This is a genomic window from Vreelandella sedimenti, from assembly GCF_013416325.1.
Classification (GTDB): domain Bacteria; phylum Pseudomonadota; class Gammaproteobacteria; order Pseudomonadales; family Halomonadaceae; genus Vreelandella; species Vreelandella sedimenti.
Genome location: NZ_JACCGK010000001.1, coordinates 73,010 through 88,730, shown reverse-complemented (window position 1 = coordinate 88,730; position 15,721 = coordinate 73,010). Strand labels below are relative to the sequence as shown.

The window sequence follows — 15,721 nt, the reverse complement described above, 5'->3', positions numbered from 1 at the left end:
CGTTATTGATTAGCGGTAGTAAGAATAACACCTAGGGAACCATTAAACAGTCAAAGCATGGCACTCATCAACATCCTCGTGCTCTGCTTCTGGCCAACATATCGAGGCAACAAATGAAAAAAATTTCTCGTCTTTCACTGACGCAGAAACTGCTGGTCGCTGTCGCTATACCTCTCTTAGTGGTAGCCGTTATTTTAGGCTTTGTCGTCAATCAACAGCTTAATCAGGCCATTCCTGCGTTAATTGATAATGCCGGTAAGCGGCAGGTAGAAGCACGGGCAGATGAAATCAGCCGCTGGATTACTGGGTACCGTAATTGGATCTCAGTACTTGCTCAGGATGAGCGTTTGGTGGAAGACGTGCCGCTTGCGTCTCACCGCGATTGGCTTGAAAAGCGTTACCCGCCGGGGGGCACCATCGAGTCACTGTTCTTTGCTGACGCCTCCGGAGCGACCCTAACTCACGCAGGCGTCAACTTGGAGATAGCCGAACGTCCTTATTTCAAAACCTTAGTGACTGACGGCACCCAGGATAGTCTGCTAAGCGATCCGGTTATCTCCATGGTTAGCGGCCTGCCAACGGCTATTGTCGCTGATACTGTATTCGATGAACGTGGCAATCGAGCGGGACTGCTGGGCATGACCGTTTCCATGGCCGCCGTATCTGATATTACCTCTGATATTAATGTTGGCGATGGCAGCTACGGCTGGCTAATCGACAGCCAAGGGCAAGTCATTGCTCATCCGGTTGAAGAGTATCGCATGTCGCTCAATTACACCGATGCCGACCAGCAGGGCTACCAAGGCCTGGATGCATTGAGTCAGCAAATACTCAGCGGCACGGCGGGCTCCGGTGAAATAACCATACCCAGCGGTGAGCAGACCGTGCTCATGTGGAGCCCGGTGGAAGGCACTTCCTGGGTGGTAGGGGTCACCGTACCCATCACCGCCTTTACGACCGTGACTAACAGCCTGCTGCAGTCGCTGCTGCTGGCGGGAGGACTGCTATTAGCATTGCTGTTAGTGGTGGTTGCCTATGCGGCGCGGCGCTCACTTGCCCCCATCAAGCATACCGCCAGTGCCATGGCTGATATTGCCAAAGGAAAAGGTGATTTAACGCGCCGTTTAGAAGCCAAAAGCCAGGATGAAATTGGCGACCTCGCCCACGGCTTTAATGCCTTTGTCGAGCGTATGCAGTCTACCCTTCAGGAAGTGCGCCAAAACGCTCGCACGGTATTATCCGATGCCAGCGATATGGCGGATGGTACTCATGAGCTTTCATCGCGTACCGAACAAGCGGCGGCTAATCTCCAGGAAACGTCTGCCTCAATGGAGCAAATTCACTCCACGGTAGCGCATACCTCCCAGGCCTCTGAACAGGCGAATAGCCTCGCGCTAGAAGCCGCCAGTGCCTCAGAGCGCGGCACCGATTCGATGAATCAAATGGAAGCCAAGATGGCCGCGATCAGTGATTCGGCCAATAAAATAAGCGACATTATTGGCTTGATTGACTCAATTGCATTTCAAACCAATATATTGGCACTCAACGCATCGGTGGAGGCTGCCCGCGCCGGCGAGCAGGGCCGTGGTTTTGCTGTTGTAGCGAGCGAAGTCCGCACACTCGCCAGTCGCTCGGCATCTGCGGCACATGATATTCGTGCACTGATTGATATGTCCGTGAGTCATTCAAAAGAAGGCGGTGATATCGTCAAGGCGGCGGCTGATCGTATGAAGGAGATTCGCCACAGTGTTACTCAGGTGTCGGATGTGATTGCCGAGATTGCCGCTGGCGCCCGGGAACAAACCGCGGGCATCCAGCAGGTCAATACCGCAGTGGCAGAAATGGATATGATGACTCAGCAGAATGCTGCCATGGTCAGTCAGAGCGCTAACCTTGCCACCAATATGCGCGACAATGCGCGACGGCTGGATCAACTGATGAGCGAGTTTGTGCTCAGTGAAGGCGGCGCTGAGAACTCTGCGCTACCCTATACGGAAGCACATAAAGCACGGACAGCCACTGGACTACCTCAAGCGCCTAGCCGCCCTCCCCAGGCCACTCAGCAAAAGCATGAAGTAGCGGAGTGGGAAGAGTTCTAATGTCTCATCATTAATAAGGCTAAAAGGCACCCGCTAGGGTGCTTTTTAGTGAGCGCCTAAGAAAAAAGCCTGCATCCGAAGATGCAGGCTTACTTACAAGAACTAAAGCGCTTAGTCCTTACGCGACGTCAAAGCGATCCGCGTTCATCACTTTCGTCCAGGCGGCGACGAAGTCTTTAACAAACTTCTCGTCGTTATCGTCCTGGGCGTAGACTTCCGCGTAGGAGCGCAGCAGCGAGTTAGAGCCGAACACCAGGTCAACGCGGGTAGCCGTCCACTTAACAGCGTCCGTTTGACGGTCGCGTATCTCATAGGCATTTTTGCCCACCGGCTTCCAAGTGTTGCCCATGTCGGTCAGGTTGACGAAGAAGTCGTTGGTCAGTTGGCCTTCACGGTCGGTGAACACGCCATGCTTGGTGCCGCCATAGTTGGTGCCGAGTACACGCATACCGCCAAGTAACACGACCATTTCCGGCCCTGTCAGTCCCATCAGCTGAGCTCGATCCAGCAAAAGCTCTTCCGGCTTCACTACATAGTCTTTCTTCTGCCAATTACGGAAACCGTCAGCCAGCGGCTCTAGCGGCTCAAACGATTCGCCGTCGGTCATCTCGGCAGAAGCATCGCCACGCCCTTTCAGGAAAGGTACGCGAACATCATAACCTGCAGCTTTGGCGGCTTGTTCAATGGCTACACTACCGGCCAGAACAATCACGTCGGCAAGGCTAGCGCCGGTGCCAGCGGCAATCTTCTCGTACACTGCTAATACGCTGGCGAGACGCTCAGGCTCATTGCCCTCCCAATCCTTCTGAGGCGCCAAGCGAATGCGTGCACCGTTGGCACCGCCACGCATGTCAGAACCCCGGTAAGTGCGGGCGCTGTCCCAAGCGGTGCTGACCATGTCACTGATGCTCAGGCCGGCCTCGACGATTTTCTGCTTAACGACTTCTTCGCTGTAGTCAGTACTACCAGCCGGAATAGGATCCTGCCAGATTAGGTCTTCAGCGGGCACTTCCGGGCCGATGTAGCGCGATTTCGGACCTAGGTCACGGTGGGTCAGTTTGAACCATGCTTTAGCGAACGTTTGCTTGAAGTACTCCGGATCCGCCATGAATTTTTCACAAATGGCACGGTAGGTCGGATCCATCTTCATGGCCATATCCGCATCGGTCATGATCGGATTGTGACGGATAGAGGGGTCGCTGGCGTCAACCGGCTTGTCCTCTTCCTTAATGTTTACCGGCTCCCACTGGTGAGCGCCTGCGGGGCTCTTGCGCAGTTCCCACTCGTAGCCGAACAGCAGATCGAAATAGCCCATGTCGAACTGCGTTGGATTGGTTGTCCAGGCGCCTTCAATGCCAGATGTCACGGCATTACTCGCTTTGCCATCCATCGTGGGGTTGCCCCAGCCCAAACCCTGATTTTCAACGTCCGACGCTTCGGGCTCAGCACTCAGTGCTGCCGCGTCACCGTTACCGTGACACTTACCCACAGTGTGGCCACCAGCGGTAAGCGCTGCGGTCTCTTCGTCGTTCATCGCCATACGAGCGAAGGTTTCGCGTATCTGCTGGCCGGTCTTCAGCGGGTCGGGCACACCATTAACACCTTCAGGGTTAACGTAAATAAGACCCATCTGAACCGCAGCTAGCGGATTTTCCATGGTTTCCGGCTTTTCAACGTCCGCGTAGCGCTCGTCGGAAGGTGCCAGCCACTCTTTCTCATCGCCCCAGTAGATATCTTTTTCCGGGTGCCAGATATCCTCGCGACCAAACGAGAAGCCGTAGGCAGGCAGTCCCATTGATTCGTAGGCAACAGTACCGGCTAGAATCATCAGGTCGGCCCAGCTGATCTTGTTGCCATACTTTTTCTTGATCGGCCACAGCAGACGGCGCGCTTTATCAAGGCTAACGTTATCCGGCCAGGAGTTGAGTGGTGCAAAACGCTGACTACCGGTACCGCCGCCACCGCGGCCGTCGGCCAGACGATAAGTACCCGCAGAGTGCCACGCCATACGGATCATTAGGCCACCGTAATGGCCCCAATCGGCAGGCCACCAGGATTGGCTATCTGTCATCAGCGTGTGAACGTCTTGCTTCAGCGCGTCAAAATCGAGCTTTCTGACCTCTTCCCGATAGTCAAAATCAGCATCCATCGGGTTCGTTTTGCGGTCATGCTGGTGCAAGATATCTAGATTAATCCCTTCCGGCCACCAGTCTTTGTTAGACGTGCCTGTGGAGGTATTACCACCATGCATTACAGGACATTTACCACTCATAGCTCTCTCCCTCTAACTTCAGTGTGTCTTAACTGCTTTTGTCTTGGTTGCGTTCGTCTTGGGTATGTTGAAAAGAGCGGCTACCAAGTCGACTGTCGGTGAGCCCCCTAACGCTTACGATAGTACTAACGCTCTGCTCGTAGCGCAGTAAAGGAAGCTTCACTCACTTGGTACTGTTTTAAAGCAGATCCCTCATAGGCACAATTTGCTTTTTGTGACTACTCTAATAGTTTTTATCCATCACTGCTGTTTATACCCGCTGCTTAACACTGCTAACGGGTGAACTCTTCGGTGTCGATATCCGCTTGCTGCGCCTCGCTGTAGCGAGCCCCTGCGACCTGCTCTGGCGTCATCATGGCATCCAACTGCTGCATTGTGGTGACATCAAGGTGCAGCGTTTCCGCGGCTAAATTTTCGCGCATGTGGTCAGCGGAGCGAGTGCCGGGAATGGGGATAATATCGCCACCTTTGGCCTTCAGCCACGCCAGTGCCAGCTGCCCCGGCGTGACGTTTAAGGCCCGCGCCAGCGACGCAAGATGTTCAAATAGTTTTAGATTATGCGGGTAGTTGTCGGCGCTGAAGCGCGGCATGTTACGGCGCATATCGCCCTCCTCTAGGCGCGCTGGATCCTGAATGGCACCGGTTAAGAAGCCTCTTCCCAACGGGCTAAACGCCACCAGGGCAGCTCCCACTTCGCGGCACGCGTCAATTAGGGCGATTTCCAGGTTGCGCGTCCACAGCGAGTATTCCGACTGCACTGCGGCGATAGGGTACTCAGCGACCGCGCGGCGCAACGTTAGCGCAGAGACTTCCGATAACCCCACGCCACCAATTTTGCCTTCTTCCACCAAGCGCCCCAGCGCGCCCACGCTCTCTTCAATGGGGACTTGGCGATCCAAGCGATGCAGGTAGTAGAGATCCAAATGGTCGGTACGCAGGCGCGCAAGGCTTGCTTCGCACTGCTTGCGCAGGTTTTCCGGGCGGCCATCAATCACCCGCATGCCTGACTCAGGGTCCATCGCCATGCCGCATTTACTGGCCAGAAATAGCTGGTCCCGCTTGCCCTCCAAGGCGCGCCCGACCACCTTCTCATTGGCCGTGGCGCCATACAGCGTGGCGGTATCGAAGTGGCGATAGCCCATATCAAAGGCCTCATCCAGCGCCCGTAGGGCTGCGCTTTCCGGCACGATGCTGCCGTAACCGTGGGAGAGGTTCATACAGCCCAGACCAATCGAAGGGGCATTTACGGCATTAAGGCGCTGAAAGAAGCTCGACATCGGTATCCCCATCTTTAAAAGAATCGTTTTATAACGTTTCACCACCAAACTGCAACGCGGCTAAATGACGATAGAGCGCGCTGGTGGTGAGCAATTCCGCGTGAGTGCCCGCCGCTACCAGTTTCCCACCATCAAGCACCAGCAAGCGGTCAGCGGCGATGACGGTAGCCAGCCGGTGGGCGATCACGATGCTGGTGCGTCCCACCATCAGTCGATCCAGCGCCTGCTGCACCAGCCGCTCACTCTCCGCATCCAAGGCGCTGGTGGCTTCATCTAACAGCAGTACCGCAGGATTTTTAAGCAGCGCCCGAGCAATAGCGAGCCGCTGACGCTGGCCTCCGGAGAGCTGCACACCACCGGGGCCTAGGGGCGTGTCAAAACCTTGGGGAAGCGCATCGATAAAGTCGAGGGCGCTGGCATCCTGAGCGGCAATGCGTAATCTATCGATATCAGCCTCAGGATCACCATAGCGAAGATTCTCAGCCACCGAGCCGCTAAACAGCACCGGTTCCTGCGCCACTAACCCCATGACATCGCGCAAGTCAGCGAGGTCTATGGTGCGAACATCGACACCATCGAGTCTGATACGCCCCTGGTGAGGGTCATAAAAGCGCAGCAGCAGCGCCAAGAGCGTGCTTTTACCCGCCCCCGAAGGCCCCACCACAGCCACTCGTTCTCCCGGTTTAATATGCAGATCAAACCCTTCAAGCGCTGGGGTTTCCCGGCCGGGGTAGGTAAACGTGACATTCTCCAGTGTAATCTCACCTCGCGAAGGGCTTGGCAGGCTCTGCGGATTTGCGGGCGACTGGATAGCGGGCTGGGTATTGAGCAGCTCCAATAAGCGCTCCGCCGCTCCTGCCGCACGCTGTACATCCCCTGCCACCTCGGCCAGGGTGGCAATGGCCCCTGCTGCCAGCACGGCGTAAAAGATAAACGCCGATAGCTCGCCCGCACTCATGGTTCCGTTTAGCACCGCCTGACCGCCCTGCCAGAGCATTAAGCCAACCGCGGTAAACACCACCAGCATGGCGACACCGGTTAACCAGGCGCGCTGCTGGGTGCGCTCTACGGCGCTGCCAAAGGCCTGTTCAACTCGCTGGCCATAGTGGCTTTTATCCACCGCCTCGTGGGTAAATGCCTGGAGCGTTTTAATACCGCTCAGCGCCTCCTCAGCATAGCGACCTAGTTCGGCCACGCGATCCTGACTGGTGCGCGAAAGCCGCCGCACCCGGCGGCCGTACCACATGATGGGCAGCAGAGTGGCGGGGATGCCAATCAGCACCATCGCCGAGAGCCACGGTTGGGTGACCAGCATTAGCACCACGGCGCCCACCAGCATGACCAGATTACGTAGCGCCAGCGATACCGAGGAGCCAAACAGGCTCTGCAGTACGCTGGTGTCCGCCGTCAGCCGTGAGGCAATTTCCCCCGCGGCGCGGCCGTCGCTTGCGCTCTCGAAAAAGCTGGGTTCTAAAGTGAGTAAATGATCAAACACTCGCTGGCGAAGGTCGGCAGCCAAGCGCTCGCCAATCCAGGTCACTTGGTAGTAGCGCAGTGCGGAGGCAAATGCCAGCACGGCCACTACCACCAGCATCAGGGCCAGTGTTTGCGCTAGCGCCTGCGCATCCGCGTCCAGAAAACCGCGGTCGATGATTAAGCGCAGCCCATTCCCCAGCAGTAGCACGCTTCCCGATGCCATGAGTAGCGCTAGGCCAGCCAGAGCCAACCGCGTGCGGTAGGGGCGCAGTAGACCCAACAAACGCAGCAGTACTCGGGGATTGGGGCGCTGATTCATAGTTGCGATTGCTCAACACATAAGGGGGTATTCGACCATAGCAGGAGTAGCAGTGCCCTGCACAGAATCTAGTCGGCCCGGCCGTCGAGCGGAAGTATCGGAACCTCAGGCAACAGATAGCATGTTAAAGATTGTACGACGAGCCGAAAGTGAAGCCCTCACGCGCTCGGCGGTCATCGCCTAGATGCCCGCCCACCAGTCATAGCCCCTATCCTCCCAATATCCTCCCTTGCCGCCGTGGAGCTGTTTGAAGCTTTCCACTAGTTCGACGCGCATCACGTACTTGGCCTGTTTGTAACCCAACTGACGCTCGGCGCGCAGACGGATCGGCGCCCCGTTGGCCACCGGTAGCGGTTCGCCGTTGAGATCGTAGGCAAGCAGCGTCTGCGGATGATACGCCTCGATCATGTCGAGGCTCTCGTAATACAGATCCGACCCACCGTAGGTGTGATCTGCACAGTGAAAAACCACGAAGCGCGCGGTATCTGCCGGACGCACCCGATCAAGCAGATCCGCCAGAGGAACGCCGGTCCACTGCCCGATACAGCTCCAACCCTCGACACAATCGTGACGAGTGATCTGGGTTCGTGAAGCCATCTCCCGAAGCGCCGGCAACGACAGCGTCATCGGCTCTTCGACCAGCCCGTCGATGGTCAGACGCCAGTCGGCGAATCCATTCTCGACCCAGGCACGATAGTAATCCTCCTGCGGGTTGGTGGTGCCATTGGGACGAAACACCGGCGCGATCTGACTCTCGTCGAACTCCTTGGCGAGTGCCTGGCGCGAGGCGATCAGACGCTGGGCCTTGTAAGAGAGTTGCTCGACGTTACTCAGCGTCGCGCGCACGGGTGCGCTTTCCGACAGTCGATCGCAACCGGTGAGGAAGGTGCCAGCCCCCAACGCGCACAGGCCACCCAGTAGTCGCCGTCGAGCGCGGTCAGGCTCTGGTGATGTCGAGAGTCTGGTGTTTGAGTCAGTCATGCTTCGGCTCCGATCCGTCATGCGCTTCTACCTGGATACGGTAGCGACCGCTTACCATCGAGCGCAGGTTGTTGAAAACGCCGGATACCAGCACCAGCGCGATGTGCACGACGAAAAAGCCAATGAGGGCCGTTGCACAGAGAAAATGAAAGGTGCGAGCACTCTGTCGTCCGCCGAAAAGTTCGGTGAGCCACGGCCAGGCGGCGTTGACACTGGGCGCCATGGTCAGCCCCGACAGAATCATTACTGGCAGCAACCCAAACAGCACCAGAAGATAGGTCAGCTTCTGGATACCGTTGTAGTCAGCTTCGTGATGAAAACGCAGCCGCGCATGATCAAGTAGCGTCCGCGGAATGTTCTTCAACTGCACCCACGTTGGAAACAGCGCCCGTCGTCGTTGCGGCACCAGCAGGGTATAGAGCAGATACGCGACAACCAGCGGCACGAAGATCCACGCAGCCAGAAAATGCCAGTTGCGCCCCATCGTCAACCACTTGTCCCCCGGCAACGTCGCCCAGCGGGGGAAGGCCCGTTCGCGCAGTTGGCCGTTGTCATCGGAGAGCCCCAGTACACCGGTGGTGTCGAATGCCTGCCCAGCGATGCGAACCACGCCCATGCGCTCGCCATCTTCGGCGGTGCGCGCATGGATCGCGATGAAAGGGTTGGCGAAATCGGATTGCTCCCCCCAATAAAGCGCGGGGTGTGCATTGAATATCTGCAAACCGCTCATCAGCAACACGATCAGGCAAACGAGATTCGTCCAATGCCACAGACGAGTCGCCAACGTATGTCGTTTGATCACTCGTGTGGCCGGCGCACCGGGCACATTACCGGTCGAGTCACTATCGATCGTAGCTTTGACAGACTCAGACATGATATTGACCTCGAAACGAAGGCGTCCGGCAAACCAGACAGCGCCTGGTTGCCGGACCGCAACTTTTAGTTGGCATGCTCCATGGAGTCGCTGCTCATTTCGTCATGGCTCATGCTATCGTCGTGGCTCATGCCATCGTCGTGGCTCATGCCATCATCGTGGCTCATGCCGTCGTCGTGGCTCATGCCATCATCGTGGCTCATGCCGTCGTCGTGGCTCATGCCATCATCGTGGCTCATGCCATCGTCGTGGCTCATGCCATCATCGTGGCTCATGCCGTCGTCGTGGCTCATGCCATCATCGTGGCTCATGCCGTCGTCGTGGCTCATGCCATCATCGTGGCTCATGCCATCGTCGTGGCTCATGCCATCATCGTGGCTCATGCCGTCGTCGTGGCTCATGCCATCATCGTGGCTCATGCCGTCGTCGTGGCTCATGCCATCATCGTGGCTCATGCCATCGTCGTGGCTCATGCCATCATCGTGGCTCATGCCGTCGTCGTGGCTCATGCCATCATCGTGGCTCATGCCGTCGTCGTGGCTCATGCCATCATCGTGGCTCATGCCGTCCTGACTCATCGAGTCCTGGGACATATTGTCGGTCTGGGCACTGGCGAGCGTGGTGAAGGCAAGGCCGCCGCTCAGCAGTACAGCACTCAAGGCGAGTAGATATTTGGGTGTCGTGCGGGTCATGATTCTCTCCTGATTTATCTAGGCAAACCGTGTCCGGTCCGACACGGCTTGCCCAAGATAAACAGGAAATTCAGCTCAATCATCACGGAATCATAACGTTCGGTGATAACGTCTCCGTGATGATTGACGAGGTACACTGGGCTAGGATTCACAGCTCACTTAGAGGAGAACCGATATGTCGTGCCCGATACTTTGCGTCGAGGACGATCCCGATATCGGTCGGCTATTAACGAGCATTCTCGTACAGGCGGGCCATCAGCCGACCTGGGTTTCGACCGGGGAAGAAGCCTTGCATCGATGGCAGAATGCCTCGCTCGTCGTTCTTGATCTGATGCTACCGGGCATCGACGGTCTCGCCGTGTGTCGAGACATTCGCTCTCACGACGCCACCATTCCGATCATCATGCTGACGGCGCTCGCCGGAACGCGGGACGTGGTCGTCGGTCTGGAAATCGGTGCCGACGACTACATCACCAAGCCATTCGACACCGACATCCTATTGGCGAGAATCCAAGCGCTTCTGCGTCGTCGAAAGGCGATGGAGGAGCGTACGTCGTCGACGCTTATGAAGATAAAGGCGCTGGAGATCGACATCGACGGTTACAGCGTCAAATTCGACGGAAACATGATTCAACTCACGACCCGGGAGTTCGCCCTACTGGTGTTCTTTGCCCGCCACCCTGGTAAGGGATTTTCCCGCAGCGAGTTGCTCGATGCCGTATGGGGCCCGGAATTCGACGGCTTTGATCACACCGTCAATACGCACATCAATCGGTTGCGCAGCAAGATAGAGCCAGACCCGGCGCGGCCCGAGTACATTCTCACCGTATGGGGTACCGGTTACCGGTTCACCGACGCCGCCGTCGCCCCGGCATCAGCCTCCGACGAGAACGCCCCATGAGCCTCGGCCAATCGCTGCGCAGAACCTACCGCAGCCTGTTCGCGCGCATCGTGTTCGTCTATCTGGTGAGCATGATCGCACTCTCCACCACGACCACGCTGGTGGCGGTCGATCAGTTCAACCAGTTGGGACGCGAATGGCTGCAGCGCAATGAGATCGACATGGCCCATCACCTGACCCGCGTACTGCAGGATTCGCTCGACGACGGCGTCGACGCCCCCTCGACTCGAGCGGCCGTAGAGCAGGTCATGACCATCAATCCGGCGCTCTCGCTCTACGCGCTCGACACCGACGGCACGGTGGTTGGCGCTTACGGCCCCGACCGCTGTGGACTAGGCCGCCGGATCGACCGGGGTGCTATCGACGAACTGCTTTCCGACATGCCCATGCTGCCGGTCTACGCAGACATGCCCTGCCGGGGCGACGAGGGCGTTTTTTCGGTTGCCCCGATCACCTACGGCCCGCAGCAGCAATCGGGCTATCTGATGGTGCAACTGGAGGCGAACACAGACGTCTCGATGGCCAACATCTGGCAGACGAGCAGCATCTCGCGCACGCTGCTCATCGCAGGTTGCGTGGCGTTGGCATTGACGCTGGCGGTGGGGCTGGCCCTCTTCGCTTTTCTGACGCGACGCTTTTCCCGGCTGACCCGCACCGTCCAACACTTTGCCGAGGGCGATTACCGGCAGCGCAGTCCCGAGTCGATCGACGACGAAATCGGCCGGGTCGGGCGTGCCTTCAACGACATGGCGGCCACCATCGAAGCCCAGGTCGAGGCGCTGCACGATACCGACCGCCAGCGTCGGGAACTCATCGCCAACCTGTCCCACGAATTCCGCACGCCGATGACCTCCCTGTTGGGCTACGCCAAGCAGTTGGATCGCAGGCCTCTCGACGATGAAACACGCAGCGGCCTGGACGCCATTCGCGCCAACGTGGAGCGACTGGCCCAGTTGGCCGACCAGCTCTCTCAAATGTCACGCGCCAATATCGCTGGCCGACCGCTATGCCCAAGCACGTTCTCCTTCGCCGAATTGGCCAACGACATTCTAGGTAAATTCCACCCTCGCGCGCTGGAGAAAGGCATTGAGCTTCGTGTGGAGAACCAGGCGGCGATAGCCGAGGTCTCCGCCGACATCGAACTGATCGATCACGCGCTGACCAATATGGTCGACAATGCCATCACCGCCACCAACACCGGCGGCACGGTCTCGATCCGAATTCTCGAGTTCGACGATGCCCGGCTCAAGATCGGGGTCAGAGATACCGGTGTCGGCATCCCCGAAAAAGAAATCCCCCTCATCTCACAGCGCTTCTATCGCACCACGGTTGGACGTGAGCGTGGTGAAGGCACCGGGCTGGGGCTCGCTATCGTCTCCGAAGTGCTGAAGCGCCACGAGTCCCAACTCGTCATCGAGAGCAAACCGGGAAAAGGCACCTGTATCTGGTTCACGCTGCCGAGGACGATACTCGATGAGAGATCGATTCACCCAAGCTGACGAGTTGGCATCCGGCTCGCCCGCTATGCGGTCAATACACTGGAGTAACGCGACATGGACGCCGAACTGATCGACATCGCCCCATGGGCAGTCGCGCAGGACTTAGCCTGTCAGGCGCACAACTAAAAAGCCCGCGATTGCTCGCGGGCTCAGTACTTAATGGCTCTTAGTAACCTAGCGTCTAGCTAATTTGCATGGATAGCTAAGTTGCATGGGTAGCTAAAAGTTATAAAGGCCTAATCAATCAACGGCAGCAGTGTATTCAGGCTATCCCGGGCATCGCCATAAAACATCCGTGTGTTCTCTTTGAAGAACAGCGGGTTTTCGATACCGGAGTAGCCGGTGCCCTGGCCGCGTTTGCTGACAAACACCTGCTTGGCTTCCCATACCTTCAATACCGGCATGCCAGCGATGGGGCTATTGGGGTCTTCCTCGGCCGCAGGGTTCACGATGTCGTTGGAGCCAATCACGATCACCACGTCGGTGGTGGCAAAATCGTCGTTGATTTCATCCATTTCCAGCACGATATCGTAAGGCACCTTGGCTTCTGCCAGCAGAACGTTCATATGCCCTGGCAAGCGGCCCGCGACCGGGTGAATACCGAAGCGCACAGTCTTGCCCGCTGTACGCAGTTTACGCACCAAATCGCTCACTGCGGTTTGCGCCTGGGCCACAGCCATGCCGTAGCCCGGCACGATAATCACGCTATCGGCATCGTTCAGGGCACTCGCTACGCCGCCGGCGTCAATTGCCACCTGCTCGCCTTCGATCTCCGCCGCTGGGCCTTGGCTGCCGCCAAAGCCGCCTAGGATCACATTGACGAAGTTGCGGTTCATCGCCTTACACATAATGTAAGAAAGAATCGCACCGGAGGAGCCCACCAGCGCACCGGTGACAATCAGCAGGTCGTTGGAGAGCGTAAAGCCGACCGCCGCCGCCGCCCAGCCGGAGTAGCTGTTAAGCATGGAGACCACCACCGGCATATCGGCCCCGCCAATACCCATAATCAGATGGTAGCCAATAAAGAACGCCAGCGCTGCGAGCACTAGCAGCGTCCAGAAGCCTGCCCCGTTGAGGTACAAAATCGCCAATAGCAGTGACAGCACCGCCGCTCCGGCGTTGAGCAAATGGCCGCCGGGCAGTTGGCGTGGTTTACCGTCGACTTTACCGGCCAGCTTGCCGAACGCCACCACCGAACCAGTGAAGGTCACTGCACCGATAAAGATAGCGAATACTACTTCAATCTGCAGAAAGGTGAGCTCGTCAGGCGCCTTAGTGGCGACCAGCGCGGCAAACGCAGAAAACTCCTGCATAACGCCATCGGCCGCTTGTGCCGCCAGCACCCGGCGGCGCTCTAAATCTGCGCTCCAGGCGACAAACACCGCGGCCAAGCCGACAAAACTGTGCAGCGCAGCCACTAACTGAGGCATTTCGGTCATCTCGACCTTGCCCGCCACATAGACGCCGACACCTGCACCAATCACCATCATTGGGATTAACCACCAGTAGCCGCCAATACCCGGCCCTAGGGCGGTAAACAACACTGCCAACCCCATACCCACGATGCCGTACCACACGGCCCGCTTGGCTTTCTCTTGGTTACTCAAGCCGCCTAGCGACAGAATAAACAGTACGCTTGCCGCGATCGCCGCGGCAGATACGAATCCTTGACCTAACATATCGTCTCTCCGCCGCTTAGGATTTTTGGAACATGGCCAGCATCCGGCGTGTCACCAGGAAGCCACCCACGATATTGATGGATGCGATAAGCACCGAGATCGCCGCCAGCACGCCCACTACGGCGCTGCCGGAGCCAATCTGCAGAATCGCCCCCAAAATAATGATGCCCGAGATTGCGTTGGTCACCGCCATAAGCGGTGTATGCAGCGAGTGACTTACGTTCCAGATCACCTGGAAGCCGATAAAGCAGGCCAACACAAAGACAATAAAGTGCTGCATAAACGACACCGGTGCCACTTGCCCCAATAGCAGCATCAGCGCACCACCGACGGCCAATAAACCCACTTGGCGTTTGGTTTGCGCTTTGAAGGTGGCCAGGTCAGAGGCTTTTTTCTCCTCTGGCGTGGGCGCCTTCTCTTTCTTCTTCGGCTTAGCGGCAGCAATCGCTTTGACTTTGGGCGGCGGTGGCGGGAAAGTTATTTCGCCCTTATGCGTCACCGTCGCGCCACGAATCACATCATCTTCCATATTATGATTGATCACGCCCTCTTTTTCGGGGGTTAGATCGGTCAGCATATGGCGAATATTGGTGGCATAAAGCAGCGATGCCTGTGTGGCCATGCGCGAGGGGAAATCGGTGTAACCGACCACCACTACGCCATTATCCGACACCACCCGCTCGTCTGGCTTAGTGAGATCGCAATTGCCGCCCTTCTCGGCTGCTAAGTCGATCACCACCGAACCCGGCTTCATCGCTGCAACCATATCTTCCAGCCACAGCTTGGGCGCGGGACGGCCAGGAATCAGCGCGGTGGTAATCACGATGTCCACATCGGCCGCCTGCTCGCGGAAACACTCAAGCTGCTTTTCGCGGAACTCCGGGCTTGAGGGAGAGGCGTAGCCACCGCTTTCGGAACCGTCCTGGCTATCTTCGAAATCGAGGAACAGAAACTCCGCGCCCATGGATTCGATTTGTTCAGAGACCTCGGGGCGCACGTCAAAGGCGCGAACTACGGCGCCCAGGCTGGTGGCCGTGCCGATCGCCGCCAAACCGGCCACACCTGCCCCAATGACCAACACCTTGGCTGGGGGCACTTTACCTGCTGCCGTTACCTGGCCGGTAAAGAAGCGGCCAAAGTTGTTGCCCGCCTCGATCACCGCCCGGTAGCCGGCGATATTGGCCATGGAGGAGAGCGCGTCCATCTTCTGCGCTCGTGAAATCCGCGGCACCATATCCATAGCAATAACGGTGGCGCCCTGGGCCTTGCACTTTTCCAGCAGCGCTTCGTTTTGCGCCGGCCAGAAGAAGGCAATCAAGGTTTGGCCTTCCCGCAGCCGCTCGGCCTCTTCATCAGAGGGCTCGCGGACTTTAATGACAATCTCAGCGTCGTTCCAGAGCGCATCGGCACTGGCCACGACGGTAACGCCCGCATCACGATAAGTGTCGTCATTAAAGCCCGCCGCTAAGCCAGCGCCGGTTTCTATCAGGCACTCATGGCCCAGCTTCTGGATCTGTTTAGCGCTCTCAGGGGTCAGCGCGACGCGCGCTTCCCCCCGGGCACTCTCTTTCGGTGCGCCTATTTTCACTCTTGTTCTCCCTTGCTTAACCTTATTGCAGTGCCGCAGTTGCTCAATGGGCCTGCACCTTTAA

Annotated in this window: 11 protein-coding genes; 3 read left to right on the top strand and 8 right to left on the bottom strand. The window is 57.7% G+C overall.

Features of this window, described 5'->3' with window-relative positions; genetic code table 11:
* Positions 1–113: 113 nt before the first annotated feature.
* Positions 114–2,099 (top strand): methyl-accepting chemotaxis protein Htc1, encoded by a 1,986-nt coding sequence (htc1, locus tag HZU72_RS00365; protein ID WP_180089538.1) that lies wholly within the window; start codon positions 114–116, stop codon positions 2,097–2,099.
* Positions 2,100–2,217: 118 nt separating this feature from the next.
* Here the strand turns inward: htc1 and katG are convergent, their stop codons facing one another.
* From katG to HZU72_RS00335, 6 genes are all read right to left on the bottom strand, one after another.
* Entirely contained in the window at positions 2,218–4,371 is a 2,154-nt protein-coding gene (katG, locus tag HZU72_RS00360) for a catalase/peroxidase HPI (protein WP_180089536.1), read from the bottom strand.
* A 272-nt stretch (positions 4,372–4,643) separates the two neighbouring features.
* Positions 4,644–5,648 carry an aldo/keto reductase gene (locus HZU72_RS00355; protein WP_180089534.1) on the bottom strand — a complete coding sequence of 335 codons (1,005 nt, stop codon included), beginning with the start codon at positions 5,646–5,648 and terminating at the stop codon, positions 4,644–4,646.
* Positions 5,649–5,676: 28 nt separating this feature from the next.
* Positions 5,677–7,443 (bottom strand): ABC transporter transmembrane domain-containing protein, encoded by a 1,767-nt coding sequence (locus HZU72_RS00350; RefSeq protein WP_180089532.1) that lies wholly within the window; start codon positions 7,441–7,443, stop codon positions 5,677–5,679.
* 180 nt (positions 7,444–7,623) lie between these two features.
* Entirely contained in the window at positions 7,624–8,424 is an 801-nt protein-coding gene (locus tag HZU72_RS00345; protein WP_180089530.1) for a molybdopterin-binding protein, read from the bottom strand.
* Positions 8,417–9,298, bottom strand: a complete 882-nt coding sequence (locus tag HZU72_RS00340) for a cytochrome b/b6 domain-containing protein (protein WP_180089528.1) — start codon at positions 9,296–9,298, stop codon at positions 8,417–8,419. The genes HZU72_RS00345 and HZU72_RS00340 overlap by 8 nt, the downstream gene beginning before the upstream one ends.
* Before the next feature lie 65 nt (positions 9,299–9,363).
* Positions 9,364–9,990: a hypothetical protein gene (locus HZU72_RS00335; RefSeq protein WP_180089526.1), complete on the bottom strand. Its 627-nt coding sequence runs from the start codon at positions 9,988–9,990 to the stop codon at positions 9,364–9,366.
* 175 nt (positions 9,991–10,165) lie between these two features.
* Here HZU72_RS00335 and HZU72_RS00330 point away from each other — a divergent pair, with 175 nt between their 5' ends.
* Positions 10,166–10,891: a winged helix-turn-helix domain-containing protein gene (locus HZU72_RS00330; protein WP_180089524.1), complete on the top strand. Its 726-nt coding sequence runs from the start codon at positions 10,166–10,168 to the stop codon at positions 10,889–10,891.
* Positions 10,888–12,390, top strand: coding sequence for a sensor histidine kinase (locus tag HZU72_RS00325; protein ID WP_180089522.1), 1,503 nt, complete (start codon positions 10,888–10,890; stop codon positions 12,388–12,390). The genes HZU72_RS00330 and HZU72_RS00325 overlap by 4 nt, the downstream gene beginning before the upstream one ends.
* 236 nt (positions 12,391–12,626) lie before the next feature.
* Here HZU72_RS00325 and HZU72_RS00320 read toward each other — a convergent pair whose 3' ends face one another.
* Positions 12,627–14,069 carry an NAD(P)(+) transhydrogenase (Re/Si-specific) subunit beta gene (locus tag HZU72_RS00320; RefSeq protein WP_180089520.1) on the bottom strand — a complete coding sequence of 481 codons (1,443 nt, stop codon included), beginning with the start codon at positions 14,067–14,069 and terminating at the stop codon, positions 12,627–12,629.
* 16 nt (positions 14,070–14,085) lie between these two features.
* Positions 14,086–15,657, bottom strand: a complete 1,572-nt coding sequence (locus tag HZU72_RS00315; protein ID WP_180089518.1) for a Re/Si-specific NAD(P)(+) transhydrogenase subunit alpha — start codon at positions 15,655–15,657, stop codon at positions 14,086–14,088.
* Between the last annotated feature and the right edge of the window lie 64 nt (positions 15,658–15,721).

Excerpts from the sequence above, each read along its gene's own strand:
- HZU72_RS00325 (WP_180089522.1), top strand. The coding sequence starts at position 10,888 with ATGAGCCTCGGCCAATCGCTGCGCAGAACCTACCGCAGCCTGTTCGCG.
- HZU72_RS00330 (WP_180089524.1), top strand. The coding sequence starts at position 10,166 with ATGTCGTGCCCGATACTTTGCGTCGAGGACGATCCCGATATCGGTCGG.
- HZU72_RS00340 (WP_180089528.1), bottom strand. The coding sequence starts at position 9,298 with ATGTCTGAGTCTGTCAAAGCTACGATCGATAGTGACTCGACCGGTAAT.
- HZU72_RS00350 (WP_180089532.1), bottom strand. The coding sequence starts at position 7,443 with ATGAATCAGCGCCCCAATCCCCGAGTACTGCTGCGTTTGTTGGGTCTA.
- HZU72_RS00355 (WP_180089534.1), bottom strand. The coding sequence starts at position 5,648 with ATGTCGAGCTTCTTTCAGCGCCTTAATGCCGTAAATGCCCCTTCGATT.
- htc1 (WP_180089538.1), top strand. The coding sequence starts at position 114 with ATGAAAAAAATTTCTCGTCTTTCACTGACGCAGAAACTGCTGGTCGCT.
- HZU72_RS00345 (WP_180089530.1), bottom strand. The coding sequence starts at position 8,424 with ATGACTGACTCAAACACCAGACTCTCGACATCACCAGAGCCTGACCGC.
- katG (WP_180089536.1), bottom strand. The coding sequence starts at position 4,371 with ATGAGTGGTAAATGTCCTGTAATGCATGGTGGTAATACCTCCACAGGC.
- HZU72_RS00335 (WP_180089526.1), bottom strand. The coding sequence starts at position 9,990 with ATGACCCGCACGACACCCAAATATCTACTCGCCTTGAGTGCTGTACTG.
- HZU72_RS00320 (WP_180089520.1), bottom strand. The coding sequence starts at position 14,069 with ATGTTAGGTCAAGGATTCGTATCTGCCGCGGCGATCGCGGCAAGCGTA.